We start from the raw sequence: 13817 nt of genomic DNA on the forward strand, positions 1-13817 counted from the left end.
AAGGCCTCGTGGCGGGACACGCGGTCCGACCACGAGGCCTTCAGAGGGTGAACGGTGTTCTCAGTGAATCACTTGCTGCTGTTGCGGAGGGCGATGGGGACGCCGGCCAGGTCCTCTTCGTTGCAGAGCACCTTCACGTCGTAGTACGGAGAACCCTGGCGGTCGTCGTAGTCGAGGTGAATCGCCAGCACGTCGAGCGGTTCACCGAGCCACTCCTGAGCTTGACGCAGCCACACGGCACAGCGCTCCAGTGCGGTCGGCAGATCGTCGTCGCGGAACTCGACCGGGCGGTACGGCACATCCTGCACCTGGTCGCGGGGATTTGCTGGAGCGGGCAGGCTAGGTGCGAGACCCGAGTCGTCCAATTCCAGGTGGATCGTTTGCTCAGTCACCCTTCGAGCGTCCCCCACGTTCGCCCAATCAGCAAGGCGTAGGTCCCTAAAACCCCGGCTGAACAGGCATGTCCCACACCTGGGCGACCACTTCCAGGCACTGTCGAAGATCGGGAACAGCCACTGTGACGGGGTGGCCGAGGGCGCCCAGTGCCAGCTCCGCGTAGTGCGTGGCCAGCGCTTCGAGCGGCAACGGTCCCAGAGGCGAGTACCAGCGCGCCACTCCGCTGCACATCTCCAGCAGCGCCAGGCGCGTCACAGCCGGGTGTGCGGTATGGAACACGCCCTCCGCCACGCCGTCGGAGATCGCCCGCGCCCACAGACCCTCGTATTCGTCCCGCAGAGCGACGACTCGCGTACGCGCGGCATCCGAAAGCGCGTCGACTTCGTTGTCCACCACGCGGGTTTCGGCGGGCCGCGCGGCGTGGGCGAGCACGTGCAGCGCGACGAGCGAACGCAGGCGCGCCACCGGATCGGCCGCGCCGGCGGTGGCCTTGCCCGCCGCGTCGAGCAGCCGCCGCAAGGCGGTGGTCATGATCTCGACGAGCAGGTCCTCCTTGGTGCCCATGTAGTGGTACAGGCTCGCCGACGACAGCGCGGCCTCGCTCGCGAGGTCGCGGATCCCGGTGCCGTGGAAACCCTTGGCGGCGAACAGTTTCACGGCCGCCGCGCGCACGCGCATCCCGCTGCTCACAGCCACGTCCCCGTGGTCCGGTCCCATGCTCCGGCGCGTAGGTCGGCCACCTTCCGCAGCTCGCCCTTCGCGACGCGTTCGGACGGCGTGAGCGGCAGCTCGTCGGCGAACGTCCAGAAGCGCGGCACCTTGAAGTACGCCAGCTTCTCGGCGCAGAACTCGGCGAGTTCGTCGGGCGTCACCTCGCCTTCGCAGACGACGTAGGCCTTCACCTCTTCGCCCCGCAGCTCGTCGGGCACCGCGAGCACGGCCGCCAGGCGCACGGCGGGGTGCAGCAGCAGCGCGCGTTCCACCTCCTCGGCCGAGACGTTCTCGCCGCTGCGCCGGATCATGTCCTTGGTGCGGCCCGCGAAGAACACGCGGCCCTCGGCGTCCATGCTCGCCAGGTCGCCCGTGTGGAACCAGCCACCGGCGAACGCGCGCGCGGTGGCTCCCGGGTCGTCGTGGTAGCCGTGCATCAGGCCGATGCCGCGGATGAGCAGCTCGCCGGTTTCGCCGCGCGGCAGGGGCTTCCCGTGCTCGTCGGCGATCATCACCTCGCGGTCGCGGCTGGGCCGGCCGATGCAGCCGGTGCCCACGGCGACGTCGTGGTCCGCCTCCGGCACGCGGATGTCGCCACCGGTCTCCGTCATGCCGAACGCCTCGTACCACGGCGCGCCCCACCGCTGTTCCAGCTCGGCGTGCAGCTCTCGCGGGATGGCCGACGCGCAGATCGCACGCACGCGGTGGTTGCGGTCGTCCGCGTGCGGCGGCTGGCGCAGCAGCAGCGTCGGCATCAGGCCGAGGCAGTAGAACCACGTGACACCGTGCTCGCGCACCTTGGCCCAGAACGTGGACGGGTGGAAGCGGTCGAGCACCACCAGTGTCGCGCCGCCCGCGAGTCCCAACGCGACGTTCCACTGTGGATCGATGTAGTGGAAGGGCTGCGCGGTCAGGAGGACGTCTTCTTCGCCCACGGCGGGGAAGTCCGTGGCGAGGCTGACGGCGAGCGTGGTCCAGTACCGGTGCGGCAGCACGCAGCCCTTGGGGGCGCCGGTGGTGCCGGAGGTGTACTGGACGTTCACGGGCTGCTCGGCGGCGACGTCCGCGGCCGGCTTCGCGTCCGAAGCCCGCAGGTCCGCCGGCGTCAGCACCCGCTCCACGGCGGTGTCCGGCGCGATCTTCTCCAACAGCTCCACGAACTCGTCGGCCCCCACGGCGAACCGCGCGCCGGAGTGGCGCAGCACGTGGGCGCCGTCGAACTCGCGGTAGTTCGTGTTCACCGGCACCAGCACCGCGCCGAGCTTCGCCAGCGCGAGCCACAGCAGCGGGAACTCCGGCTGGTTGCGCAGCATCACGGCCACGCGGTCGCCGGGCCGCACGCCCAGCTCGTGCAACGAGGCGGCGAACCGGCCGCTGCGCTCGTCGACGTCGGCGAAGGTGAACCGCTCGTCCGTCGCGTCGAAGACCCAGGCGGTGCGCCCCGGCCACAGCCGTGCGGCGCGGTCCACCAGCGCGACCAGCGTGTCGGCCTGCTGCACGGTCTTCACGCACGGCTCCGGAACGCCTCGGTGGACTCGCGCACCGCGGCCGAGTGCTCGGTGATCAGCGCGTGGCTGACCTCCAGCTCCAGGGCCGATTCCAGCGCGTGGTCAATGCCGGAGTCGAGTGCCCGCTTGGCCATGGTGGCGGCCTCGGCGGGGTGGTGCGCGATCTTCTCGGCCCAGCCCAGCGTCAGTGTCATGAGCTCGGCGGCGGGCACGGCGGCGTTGACCAGCCCCAGGTCGTGGGCGCGCAGGCCGTCGAAACGCTCGCCGAGCAGCAGCAGCTCCTTGGCCTTCATCGGCCCGACGAGCAGCGGCAGCAGGCGCGAGGCCGCGCCCGTCACGCTCAGCCCGAGCGAGACCTCGGGGAAGCCGAACACGGCGTCGTCGGCGGCCAGTACCAGGTCGCAGCCGAGCGCGAACTCCGCGCCGGCGCCGAGGGCGTAGCCGTGCACGGCGGCGATCACCGGCTGCGGGAGCGCGCGCAGTCTGCGGGTCACGTCCTGCAGCCGGTCCAGCCGGGCGCGTGAGTCGCCTTCCGGTATCGGCTCCTTGAGGTCGTGGCCGGCGCAGAAGGCTCGCCCGTTGCCGGACAGCACAACCACGCGGGCGGTGCTGTGCGCGACGCCGTCCAGGGCGGTGAGGAAGTCGTCCACCAGCACGCGCGCCACGGCGTTCAGCCGCTCGGGGCGGTTCAGCCGGATGTGCGCGATGCCGCCCTCGACGGCGAGGTCCACGGTGCTCATGGCGCGAGCCTAGACGTTCGATCGATCGATCGATAGGGTCTCGGTCATGCGGGTCGACGCGGTGTACGAGAACGCCCGGCTACTCACCGGGGACAGCGCCGCCGGGGGCAGTGCGCTCGCCGTGCTGCACGGCCGCGTGGTGGCGGTGGGCGAGGCCGCCGAGGCGCTCTCGGCGCGCCGGCGGATCGACCTCGGCGGCGCGTACGTGGTGCCCGGGTTCCACGACGCCCACAACCACATGGCTTGGTTCGGCATGGGCCTCGACGACGTGCCGCTCAGCGACTGTCGCAGCGCCGAGGAGGTCTACGACGCTGTGGCGCGCCGGGCCGCCGAGCTGCCCGCCGGCAGCTGGGTCATCGGAAGCGGTTACGACCAGAACAAGCTGGTCGGCGGCGCGCACCCGGATCGCCACGGACTCGACCGCGCCGCGCCCGGAATGCTCGTGCGGCTCAAGCACACGTCCGGGCACATGACCGTGGTCAACTCCGCCGTGCTGCACCAGCTCGACCTGGCGCACGTGCCGGTGGGCGGCGACGTCGTGCTCGACGCTTCCGGGTCGCCGACCGGGCTGTTGCGCGAGCAGGCCCAGCTGCTGCTGCGGCCGCTGACCTACCCGACACCGCTGGAGTCCGTGGTCCGCGGCCTCGACCGCGCGAGCGAGCAGTTCCTGTCCGAGGGCATCACGAGCGTGCAGGAGGCCGGCATCGGCGGCGGGCTGGTCGGGGAGACACCCGCCGAACTGGCCGCGTACCAGCTGGCTCGCGAACGCGCCGTGCTGCGCGTGCGGAGCACGGTGATGGTGGCCGCGAGCGTGCTCCACGACCTGCCCGACGGCGGCGGGTTCGGCCTCGACCTCGGCCTGCGCACGGGTTTCGGCGACGAATGGCTGCGCGTCGGCCCGCTGAAGCTCTTCGCCGACGGTTCCCTAGTCGGGCGCACGTGCGCGATGCACGAGCCGTTCGCCGGCGAGCCGGACAACCGCGGCTACTTCCAGGTGCCCGAGGAGGATCTGGCCCGCACGATCCGCCTCGCGCACGACGCGGGCTGGCAGATCGCGACACACGCCATCGGCGACCGCGCCATCACCGTGGTGCTCGACGCGTACGAAGCCGCGTTGGCCGCTGCGCCGCGTGAGGACCACCGGCACCGCATCGAGCACTGCGCGGTGCTGCAGCCGGCGGAACTCGCACGGTTGGCTCGGCTGGGGCTCATCGCGTCGCCGCAGGGCCGGTTCGTGAACGAGCTGGGTGATGGCATGCGTGCCGCGCTCGGCGAATCACGGGTGCCGTGGTGCTACCGCCTGCGCAGCGTCCTCGACGCCGGCTGCGTGCTGCCCGCGAGCTCCGACCGTCCGGTCGTCGACGGCGCGCCGCTGCTGGGCCTGGCTGACATGGTGCGCCGGCGCACGTCGTCGGGCGCGCCGTTCTCGCCCGAGGAAGCGCTGACCCCGCGGGAGGCGCTGCGCGCGTACACCTACGGCTCGGCGTACGCGACTTTCGCCGAACACGACCTCGGCACGCTGGAGCCGGGCAAGCTGGCGGACTTCGTGGCTCTTTCGGGTGATCCACTGTCCACTATGGATGATCTCCGCGTGCTCGCCACGGCCGTGGGCGGCGAACTGCGCTACGAGGCACCGTGACCTATCGCCTGCCGACGAACACACACGCTTCGCGCGCCAGCGCGGGCCAGTCGAGCGGCGCCTCCTCGGCGAGCGTGAACCACTCCTTCATCGGCGTGCCCTTGTGCGCGTCGAACTGCACGCCGTGGCCCTCGGCCACCAGTGCGTCGACACGGGGCTTCGGCAGCTTCACCACGAGGTGCCCGCGCACGAGCACGGCGAAGATGCGGTTGTCCACGCGCAGGGCACTCGACCCGAACCCGCTTCCGGGCCGTGGCGGCTCGACGCCCTCCGCGTCTTCGCTGCCCAGCAGCTCGTCGATCAGGTCCTCGAACCGGTCTTCGGGGCTCATGTCCGCACGGTAACCGCCACCACCGACAAGAACCGACAAGATTGGGGCTCCTCGCATGCCCGTCCGCGACGCCGTCTTCGAAGACGCCGAAGAGATCTGCGCGCTCATCGAAGAGCACGCCGTGTACGAGGACAAGCACGATCTGAAGCTCGACCGGGCGGAGATGAGCGGGTACCTGTTCGGGCCCGAGCCCAAGGCGTGGGTCGTCCTCGCGACGCCGCCGGACCGCCCGGACGTGGTCGCGGGTTTCGCGTTCTGCAGCTGGAACTTCTCGACGTGGGAAGCGCGGCCGGGGATCTGGCTCGACGACCTGTTCATCCGCCCCGAGCACCGCCGACACGGGCTGGGCCGCGAGCTGCTCGACGAGCTGCGGTCACGCACCACCGGCCGCGTCGAGTGGGACATGCAGGCGGGCAACGAGAAGGCCGAAGCGTTCTACGCGCAGCTGGGCGCGGAGCCCGTGCCGGGCTGGATCCGGTACCGCTGGCGGCCGTGAGTCCCGCCGTCCTGATCACCGCTGGTCCGGGCCGAGTCGTTCAGCGTTGAACCACGTTCGGGCGCCCCGCGGCGTCCGGACGGTGAGGGGTGAGCCCGTATCGTATGCGGTATGGAAGATGGTTCCGTCCGGAGGTCGTCGTCGGTCGAGGACTACGTGCGCGTGATCTACGGGCTCGTCGAGCGCGGTGAGGCCGTGACCAACGCGACGCTGGCGGGACGGCTCGAGGTGAGCCCGTCGTCGGCGTCGGGCATGGTCACGAAGCTTTCGCAACTCGGGCTGGTGGCCCACGTGCCCTACCGGGGCATCGAGCTGACCGCCGAGGGGCGGCTGCTGGCGCGCTCGGTGCTGCGCCGGCACCGGCTGATCGAGACCTACCTCGTCTCCGAACTGGGCTACACCTGGGACGAGGTCCACTCGGAGGCCGACGCGCTGGAGCACGCGGTGTCCGACCGGCTGGTCGAGCGCATCGCCGCGAAGCTCGGCAACCCGCTGCGCGACCCGCACGGCGACCCCATCCCGGCACCCGACGGCAGCGTCGAGGAGGTGCCGATGCGCATCCTGGACGACCTGCCGCCCGGCGCGGTCGGCGAGATCGTGCGCGTGTGGGACACGGACCCGGAGCTGCTGCGCTACCTCACCGAACACGCCATCGGCCTGGGTGAGCGCATCGAGGTCGTCGAGCGCCAGCCGTTCGGCGGGCCGATGGTCGTGAAGGTGGGTCAGCCGCCGGACGCCGCGACGCACGCGATCGGCAAGGAGATCGCGCAAGCGCTGTCTGTCGCCGTGCGCTGAGCCGGGGCGTTCGTGCGCTGACGGGCGTACGCGGCGGTGTCGCCCCTCGGCGGATGTGGGCTACCCCCGCCGGCGCCGACGATGGTCGCCATGACCACCAAACCGTTCCGCTTCGGGATCGTCGCCGGGTACGCCCCCGACCTCAAGGCCTGGACCGACCAGGCCCGCCAGATCGAGGACCTCGGCCTCGACACCTTGCTCGCCACCGACCCCGTCGGCGACGCCGATCCGCTCACGCTCGTGCCCGCGGCCGCCGCCGTCACGAGCCGCCTCACGCTGGGCACCTTCGTGCTCGCCGACCCGTTTCGCGACGCCCGCCAGCTCGGCTGGCAGGTGTCCACGTTGCACCGGGTGACGGGCGGCCGCTTCGAGCTCGGCCTGGGCGTCGGCCGGCCCGGCGCCGGTGCGTTCGCGCGCGGCCTCGGCCGGGAGTTCGCGGCGCCAGGTGAGCGCATCGCGCACCTGGCCGACACCATCGCGTTCCTCAAGCAGACGCCCGAGCGGCCGCGGCTGCTGCTCTCCGCCGGCGGGCCGAAGATGCTCGCGCTCGCCGCTCGCGAGGCCGATGTGATCACTCTGTCCTGGGCACCCCAGACCACGGAATCCGAAGCCGACTCTATTGTGGACAACTTTCACGAAATGGCGGGCACGCGATTCGACGCGATCGAACTTTCGGTGAATCTGATAGCCGTCGGAAATGCGCCGGCACCCCGCATCGCGAAGTACACCGGAGTGGATGTTCCCGAGCTCGCCGCGAGCGGCGCCGTCACGGTTCTGCCGGAAAACCCTGGTGCGGCAACGGAAACTCTTCTCCGGTGGCGCGAACGGTGGGGTATTTCCTACGTCACCGTGAATTCCGCCTACGCAGAACCCTTGGCGGAGATCGCTCGTTCTCTCTCCGCAGGCGGGTGAGTGCCCTTCCGATCATGTGGAGTCCGGCCTACGCTCCGAGGTTTCGGGAAGCGACATGGTTCGGAGCGTGTGCGATGACCGGTCAGCGAACGTCGACGATGGACAGGGCGGAAACGGCGGAACGGGATCTCGGGCGACTGCTCGAGGCCGGCCCGTTCGCGGACGCCCTGCGAGCGGCAATCAGAGCGAGGGGGCTAGGACTGGACAGGATCAGATATCGCTTGCGTGGCAGGGGAACTTCCCTGAGTCTCGCGACATTGAGCCACTGGCAGTCGGGCCGGTGCCGCCCGGAGCGGCCGGAATCGTTGCAGGCACTAAGGAATTTGGAAGACATCTTGGGTGTCCCGCCGAATTCCCTGCGCCGGTTGTTGGGCCCGCCGCGCTCGCGCCGCTGACTGGAGCCGAGGCGGTGTTTTCTGCCTCGGCTCCGCCGAGGCGTGCGAGATCGTCGTTGAGCCGGCTCCTGGCTCGGGCGCCCGGATCGGCCTGGCGGCCGATCGCAGCGCCCCATCCGGAAACCGGCGCGATCTCGCGCCGGGGTGGGGTTGAGGGGCTTGGGCAGGGCGGACGTGCGGCTCAAACGCGCTGAGGGACGAGCCGATGGCGCGAGCGGGAACCCGTGACTCCTTACGATCAAACCCATGCGTGCTGTGGTGATTCAGGAGTTCGGGGTGCTGCCCCAGGTGGTCGAGGTGCCGGATCCGGTGGCGCCGCCCGGTGGGGTGGTGATCGCGGTGGACGCGACGGGCGTGTGCCGCAGCGATTGGCACACGTGGCAGGGCCACGACGAGGCCGTGAAGCTGCCGCACGTCGCCGGCCACGAGTTGGCGGGGCGGATCGCGGCGGTCGGTGCGGGCGTGCGCGGCTGGGAGGTCGGCGCGCGGGTGACGGTGCCGTTCGTGTGCGCGTGCGGTAGCTGTGCGCAGTGTGCGCGCGGTGACCAGCAGCTCTGCGACGACGAGTTCCAGCCGGGCGCCACCCACTGGGGGTCGTTCGCGGAGCTCGTGGCGATCGAGCACGCGCACGCCAACCTCGTCGCGCTGCCGGACGCGATGTCGGCGGCGGAGGCCGCGGCGCTCGGCTGCCGCTTCGGCACGGCGTTCCGCGCGGTGCTGCGGCAGGGCGGGGTGCGTGCGGGCCAGTGGGTTTCCGTGTACGGCTGCGGCGGCGTCGGTATCTCCGCGGTGCTGCTGGCCGCGGCGGCGGGCGCGAAGGTCGTGGCGGTGGACGTTTCGCCGGCCGCGCGGGCGCTCGCGGAGCGGTCGGGTGCAGTGCTGAGCGTCGATGCGGGCGCGTTCGACGGGCCGGAGGCGCTGGCCGAGCACGTCCGGTCGCTGACCGGCGGTGGCACCCACGTGTCGCTCGACTGCCTGGGCTCGCCGGCCACGTGCGCCGCGTCGGTCGGCAGCCTGCGCAAACGCGGCCGCCACGTGCAGGCGGGCCTGATGCCGCCCGCGCAGGGCGTCGCGCCGATCCCGATGCACCGCGTGATCGGCGGCGAGTTGGAGATCGTGGGCATCCATGGCCTGCAGGCGCACGAGTACCCGGAGTTGCTGAGCGTGGTCGAGCGGTCGGGCATCGACCTCGCGGGCCTGATCGGCACCCGGATCGGCCTCGACGACGTGCCGGCCGCACTGGCCGCGATGAACGACCCCGTGCCCGCGCGAGCCGGCGTGACCGTTGTCGAGTTCGGGCCGGCGAGTTCGGGCCGGCGAGTCCGGGCCGGCAATCCGGGATGACGCACGGTGATGGCCCTCGACCGTCGCGTCACGTGTCCATCTTGTAGCTGATCGACACCTGGTCTGTGACACCCGAATGTGGGAGTGTCGAGGCGGCGGTTACGGCGAGGGGTGCCGCCGCAGGAGCACCCGGCTGGACCTTTCGGGTGGCTCCTGCGGTCTGCCAAGCCCGCCGGTGCGATGCGACAATGTTCGCGATGGAACTGCTGCCACGTCCCCGGGTCGAGTTCGCGCCTGGCGCGGTCCACGTCCCCGACTGGCTCGACCTCGGCGAACAGCGCTCGCTCGTCGAAGCCTGCCGCGGCTGGCGCGGCTACCGCCGGACCCGCCTGCCCAGCGGCGGTGTTATGTCGGTGCGGATGGTCTGCCTCGGCTGGCATTGGCTCCCGTACCGCTACTCCCGCACCCGCGAGGACGGCTCTCCGGTGGAACCGTTCCCGTCGTGGCTCGGCGACCTCGGCCGGCGCGCGGTGGCCTCGGCGTACGGCGACCCCGCCGCCTACGAGCCGGACGTCGCTCTCGTCAACTACTACGACGCCACGGCCAAAATGGGCCAGCACCAGGACAAGGACGAGCGCTCCCTGGAGCCGGTCGTGTCCCTGAGCCTCGGCGACACCTGCGTGTTCCGCTTCGGCAACACCGAGAACCGCAACCGCCCCTACACAGACATCGAGCTGCGCTCCGGCGACCTGTTCGTCTTCGGTGGCCCCTCGCGGCTGGCGTACCACGGCGTACCACGCACCCTGCCCGGCACGGCCGACCCGGCGCTGGGCCTGACGGGGCGGCTCAACGTGACGTTGCGGGTGTCAGGTTTGTGAGGTTGTCCTCCGGCAGCACGACGAGCCGGACAGCCATGTCCCGCGCGCCGGGCTCCGCTTCGCTCGTGTACTTCCACAGCAGTGCCCGGAAGTCGGCCGCAAACGCCTCCACCTGGTCTTTTGTCAGCGTCAGTCCGGCCCGGTGGATCTGGTTCCAGCCTTCCGAACTGTCGTAGCCGGCGTAGGCGCGGACCACGAGGTCGAGGTCGTGGCTCATCTTCAGCGCGCCGATCTGGGTGGCGGCTGTGCGCTCGTCGTCGGTCAGCGCGAGGCCGGGCGGGGTGTAGATGTTGGGCATCATCGAGCGCCACCACCGCTCGCGGCCAGATGAGCGCTCCTCGATCTCGGCGATCAGTTTCTGCTCGGCGAGCTTGCGCAGGTGGTAGCTCGTGGTGCCCGTGCTCTCGCCGAGCGCCTTGGCGACGCTCGTCGAATTCGCCTCGCCGTGTTTGCCCAGGTAACCGAGGATGTCGCGGCGCACCGGGTTGGCCAGTGCCTTCTGGAGAGCCTTGAGGTCGGGGCCGGTGAGGACCCGCTGTTCCGGTGGTTCCGCCATGCCACTCAGCGTAGTGCGGAGAGCAATTGCAGAAAAAGTTTGCAAAATATCTCTGCAATTGGCTAGTCTGGGCGGGACGAAGGGGGCAGTCATGAAGAGGGGTTGGGTGCCGGCGCTCGCCGGAGCAGCAATGCTGCCGTGGCTGGGAGTCTTGGTGGCGACTCTGCCCGACACGTATGCGGCGCAGCACTGACGGCTCGCGTGGGTGGGGCTCGACGTGCTGGAGTCGGTCGGCCTGCTGCTCACGGGCTGGTGGCTGCTGCGTGGCAATCGCCGCGCGCCGGCTCCCGCGGCCGCCACGGGGGCGCTCCTGCTGGTCGATGCGTGGTTCGACGTGACCACGGCCGGGCCGGACGTCGCGGCGTCCACGGCGATGGCGGTGATCGAGGTGCCGCTGGCGGTGTTCTGCCTCGTGTCAGCCTTCGCGGCTCAGCGCGAAGCGCACGCGCTGCCCGGGCCGCAGCTGCGCGGCGACGTCGAGGTCGGGTTCGCGGACGACGGCGGGCACGGGATAACCACCGGTCACGGGGTGGTCGGCGAGGAACAGGATCGGCACACCCGAGGGCGGCACCTGCAACGCACCCGGCACTGCGGCTTCCGGCGGCAGCTCGCCGGAGCGCGAGCGGTCGAGCGGCGGCCCGTCGAGCCGGACGCCGACGCGGTCTAAGTCGGCGGTCACCGTGTACCCGGCGGTGACCAAAGTGGACAGTGCCGTGCGGGTGAACCAGTCGAGGCGCGGCCCGGGGGTGATGCGCAGGACCGGCTCTTCCGAAAGCCGGGCGAGCGGAGCCAGGTCGACGACCGGCTGCCCGGCGACGACGTCGCCCACCGGGAGGGTCATTCCCGGAGCCAGGGGCGGCGGCCCGAGCCCGCCCATGGTGTCGGTGGCCCGCGCGCCGAGCACCGGCCGCACGTCGAACCCGCCGCGGATGGCGACGTAGCAGCGCAGGCCGCGGGTGGCCGTTCCGAGCACCAGCTCCTCGCCGGCCCGCAGCACGACGGGTCCGTTCGGTGCGGCCGCCCGCCGCCCGGCCCGCACGTCGACCTCCGCCCCGGTGACGGCAACCAATGCGGCTTCGGAGACCCGCAGTCGCAATCCGCCGAGCGTCACCTCCAGGGCCGCGTGCGTCTCGGGATTGCCGACCAGCCGGTTCGCCAGCCGCACCGACGAGCGGTCGGCCGCCCCGGACCGCCCGACGCCGACGGCGGCGAGACCGGGCCGGCCCAGGTCCTGAACGGCTGCGAAAGGACCGGTCGCGAGCACTTCCACATTCCCGGTCATCACACCGCCTCGAACCGCACGCGCGTGCCCGGTGTGAGCCGGTTGGGCGGGTCGCGCTCGACATCCCACATCGGCAGGGAACTGGTCCCCACGAGGTGCCAGCCGCCGGGTGACGGGCGGGGGTAGACGACCGAGTACTCGCCCGCGATGGCGACCGAACCGGCGGGCACGCGGGTGCGCGGCACGGAACGGCGCGGCAGGTGCAGCGCGGGGTCGAGGCCCGTCAGATACGCAAAGCCCGGGGCGAAGCCGCAGAACGACACCACGTACGAAGCCGAGCTGTGCAAGGACACGACCTCCCGCACCGACAAGCCGGAAACCTCCGCGACGTCCGCGAGATCTGCCCCGTCGTAGCGAACCGGCACGGTGACCACATCGGAAGTGCCGGTGGCAACATCCACAGCGGACACCGAAGACAACAATCGAGTCAGCGAAGCCGCCTCCACCACCGCAGGGTCGAACCGCACCAACAGCGTCCGCGCCGCCGGCACCAGCTCCACCACCCCGGCCGGCGGAGCCGACTCCAGCGCCGCCTGCAACCCGAGCACGTCCTGGGACTCCACGAGAACCGCGGACCCGCCGTAAGGCAACACCGAAATCACACGAACGACTCCACCGTGACCCCGGCCTCCGTCAACGACGCGCGAATCCGCCGCGCGATGTCGACGGCTCCCGGCGTATCACCGTGCACGCACAGGGAAACCGCCCGCAGGTCGAGCTTCCCACCGTCAACATCGATCACCGAGCCCGACGTTGCCATGGCCGTGGCACGCGCGGCGACCTCGTCGACGTCGTGCAGCACCGCGCCCGGCAGCTTCCGCGACACGAGCCGCCCCTCCGGCGTGTAAGCCCGATCGGCGAACGCCTCCGCATACCCCGTCACCCCGGCCGCCGAAGCCGCGCGCAGCATCTCCGAATCCGGCGGGCACAACAGCGCCAACCCGGTCCCGAACTGCCGCACGCCCTCCACGAGCGCCGCCGCCTGCGCCGGATCCACCGCCGCCGTGTTGTACAGCGCTCCGTGCGCCTTCACGTACTTCACCGAAGACCCCGCCGCGCGCGCGAACGCGTCCAAAGCACCGATTTGGTACAGCACGTCGTCCGTGAGGTCCGCCGGCGAGATGTCCAGCGCCCGCCGCCCGAAGCCGGCGAGGTCGCGGTAACCCACGTGCGCCCCGATCGTCACGCCGCGCTCGGCCGCGCGGGCGCACACCCGCCGCATCACGCCGGGGTCGCCCGCGTGGAAGCCGCACGCGATATTCGCGCTGGTCACGATGTCGAGCATCGCCTCGTCGTCGCCCATCCGCCACGCGCCGAAGCCTTCGCCGAGGTCGCTGTTCAGATCCATGTCACTCCCATCTCGCGCTGGTCTGTCAAGAACATGTACCCCGGCGCGTGCGTGATGGCGAACGGCGGCCGCGAAGCATCACGACCGCCTGCGGGGTGTCCGGCCGCGCCAGGTCCGCGATGCCCGGCGCCGCCGGGTCGCCGACGTGCATCGGGGCGCCGGGCAGGAAGGACGACGCCGAGGTGATCCGCCCCACGGCGGCGTCGAGCAGCTCCGCCGGGACCAGCCGCACGTCACCACCAGAGGCCCGTGCGGCCGGCCGCCGGCGTGCACTGCCGGTCGGTCACAGACATCGCCACACCACGTCCCTGCGTCAGGTTCCGCAGGGGCACCCCGCCCGCGACCGGCGGCGCCTCGAACGAGCAGGTGCGGGCGATCGAGAACGCCACCATGTCGCTGCGCCACAGGCCGGTCGCGTCGGTGACCTCGACGGTCCGCACCCCGTTGTGCCACACCCCGTAGCGGGGCGGTCCACAGGTCGCCCCAGTCGGCGCCCGGCGCGAGCCGCGCGCCCGGGTCGCCGGGCCGGCTGACGTCGAGCACCGG

General features: G+C 71.4%; 18 protein-coding genes. 7 read left to right on the forward strand and 11 right to left on the reverse strand.

All coding sequences use genetic code 11. The features are described from left to right. Window positions 1-68: 68 nt before the first annotated feature. The 4 genes from AB0F91_RS01205 to AB0F91_RS01220 are packed head-to-tail and all read right to left on the reverse strand — an operon-like array spanning window position 69 to window position 3355. Complete coding sequence (locus tag AB0F91_RS01205; protein ID WP_285972176.1) at window positions 69-392, reverse strand: hypothetical protein; 324 nt, start codon at window positions 390-392, stop codon at window positions 69-71. A gap of 46 nt (window positions 393-438) precedes the next feature. Further along, the gene (locus tag AB0F91_RS01210; protein WP_360595098.1) at window positions 439-1086 is read right to left on the reverse strand and encodes a TetR/AcrR family transcriptional regulator; all 648 of its coding nucleotides are present in this window, start codon (window positions 1084-1086) and stop codon (window positions 439-441) included. Beyond that, complete coding sequence (locus tag AB0F91_RS01215; protein ID WP_360593699.1) at window positions 1083-2615, reverse strand: ATP-dependent acyl-CoA ligase; 1533 nt, start codon at window positions 2613-2615, stop codon at window positions 1083-1085. The genes AB0F91_RS01210 and AB0F91_RS01215 overlap by 4 nt, the downstream gene beginning before the upstream one ends. Then, a complete protein-coding gene (locus AB0F91_RS01220) occupies window positions 2612-3355 on the reverse strand; it encodes an enoyl-CoA hydratase/isomerase family protein (protein WP_360593701.1) in 744 nt (247 codons plus the stop codon). The genes AB0F91_RS01215 and AB0F91_RS01220 overlap by 4 nt, the downstream gene beginning before the upstream one ends. A 46-nt stretch (window positions 3356-3401) precedes the next feature. On the opposite strand from AB0F91_RS01220, the gene AB0F91_RS01225 reads away from it, so the two are divergent. Further along, window positions 3402-4994, forward strand: a complete 1593-nt coding sequence (locus AB0F91_RS01225) for an amidohydrolase (RefSeq protein ID WP_360593702.1) — start codon at window positions 3402-3404, stop codon at window positions 4992-4994. Window position 4995: 1 nt separating this feature from the next. Here AB0F91_RS01225 and AB0F91_RS01230 read toward each other — a convergent pair whose 3' ends face one another. Continuing rightward, a complete protein-coding gene (locus AB0F91_RS01230) occupies window positions 4996-5325 on the reverse strand; it encodes a hypothetical protein (protein WP_360593704.1) in 330 nt (109 codons plus the stop codon). A gap of 55 nt (window positions 5326-5380) precedes the next feature. On the opposite strand from AB0F91_RS01230, the gene AB0F91_RS01235 reads away from it, so the two are divergent. The 6 genes from AB0F91_RS01235 to AB0F91_RS01260 all read left to right on the forward strand — a co-directional run bounded on the left by AB0F91_RS01235 (window position 5381) and on the right by AB0F91_RS01260 (window position 10085). Next, window positions 5381-5821: a GNAT family N-acetyltransferase gene (locus AB0F91_RS01235; RefSeq protein WP_360593706.1), complete on the forward strand. Its 441-nt coding sequence runs from the start codon at window positions 5381-5383 to the stop codon at window positions 5819-5821. 111 nt (window positions 5822-5932) lie between these two features. Then, window positions 5933-6616: a metal-dependent transcriptional regulator gene (locus AB0F91_RS01240; RefSeq protein WP_354874811.1), complete on the forward strand. Its 684-nt coding sequence runs from the start codon at window positions 5933-5935 to the stop codon at window positions 6614-6616. Window positions 6617-6706: 90 nt separating this feature from the next. Beyond that, window positions 6707-7528 (forward strand): LLM class flavin-dependent oxidoreductase, encoded by an 822-nt coding sequence (locus tag AB0F91_RS01245; protein ID WP_360593708.1) that lies wholly within the window; start codon window positions 6707-6709, stop codon window positions 7526-7528. A 74-nt stretch (window positions 7529-7602) separates the two neighbouring features. After that, the gene (locus AB0F91_RS01250) at window positions 7603-7923 is read left to right on the forward strand and encodes a transcriptional regulator (protein WP_360593710.1); all 321 of its coding nucleotides are present in this window, start codon (window positions 7603-7605) and stop codon (window positions 7921-7923) included. A 246-nt stretch (window positions 7924-8169) separates the two neighbouring features. Further along, on the forward strand, window positions 8170-9267 hold the full coding sequence (locus AB0F91_RS01255; protein ID WP_360593712.1) for an alcohol dehydrogenase catalytic domain-containing protein: 1098 nt from the start codon (window positions 8170-8172) through the stop codon (window positions 9265-9267). A gap of 197 nt (window positions 9268-9464) precedes the next feature. Then, window positions 9465-10085, forward strand: coding sequence for an alpha-ketoglutarate-dependent dioxygenase AlkB (locus AB0F91_RS01260; protein WP_360593714.1), 621 nt, complete (start codon window positions 9465-9467; stop codon window positions 10083-10085). On the opposite strand, the gene AB0F91_RS01265 is transcribed toward AB0F91_RS01260, so the two are convergent. The 6 genes from AB0F91_RS01265 to AB0F91_RS01290 all read right to left on the reverse strand — a co-directional run bounded on the left by AB0F91_RS01265 (window position 10054) and on the right by AB0F91_RS01290 (window position 13711). Further along, window positions 10054-10641: a helix-turn-helix domain-containing protein gene (locus AB0F91_RS01265; protein WP_360593716.1), complete on the reverse strand. Its 588-nt coding sequence runs from the start codon at window positions 10639-10641 to the stop codon at window positions 10054-10056. The two genes, AB0F91_RS01260 and AB0F91_RS01265, sit on opposite strands and share 32 nt — an antisense overlap. A gap of 415 nt (window positions 10642-11056) precedes the next feature. After that, window positions 11057-11923, reverse strand: a complete 867-nt coding sequence (locus AB0F91_RS01270) for a biotin-dependent carboxyltransferase family protein (RefSeq protein WP_360593718.1) — start codon at window positions 11921-11923, stop codon at window positions 11057-11059. Further along, on the reverse strand, window positions 11923-12522 hold the full coding sequence (gene pxpB / locus AB0F91_RS01275; protein ID WP_360595099.1) for a 5-oxoprolinase subunit PxpB: 600 nt from the start codon (window positions 12520-12522) through the stop codon (window positions 11923-11925). Before pxpB ends, AB0F91_RS01270 begins: the two co-directional genes overlap by 1 nt. Further along, the gene (locus tag AB0F91_RS01280; protein ID WP_360593719.1) at window positions 12522-13271 is read right to left on the reverse strand and encodes a 5-oxoprolinase subunit PxpA; all 750 of its coding nucleotides are present in this window, start codon (window positions 13269-13271) and stop codon (window positions 12522-12524) included. The genes pxpB and AB0F91_RS01280 overlap by 1 nt, the downstream gene beginning before the upstream one ends. 25 nt (window positions 13272-13296) lie before the next feature. Further along, the gene (locus AB0F91_RS01285) at window positions 13297-13503 is read right to left on the reverse strand and encodes a DUF1445 domain-containing protein (protein ID WP_360593721.1); all 207 of its coding nucleotides are present in this window, start codon (window positions 13501-13503) and stop codon (window positions 13297-13299) included. Window position 13504: 1 nt separating this feature from the next. Further along, window positions 13505-13711: a hypothetical protein gene (locus AB0F91_RS01290; protein ID WP_360593723.1), complete on the reverse strand. Its 207-nt coding sequence runs from the start codon at window positions 13709-13711 to the stop codon at window positions 13505-13507. Window positions 13712-13817: the final 106 nt, after the last annotated feature.

Origin of the sequence: Amycolatopsis sp. NPDC023774 (genome assembly GCF_040639695.1) — a bacterium.
Lineage (GTDB): Bacteria > Actinomycetota > Actinomycetes > Mycobacteriales > Pseudonocardiaceae > Amycolatopsis.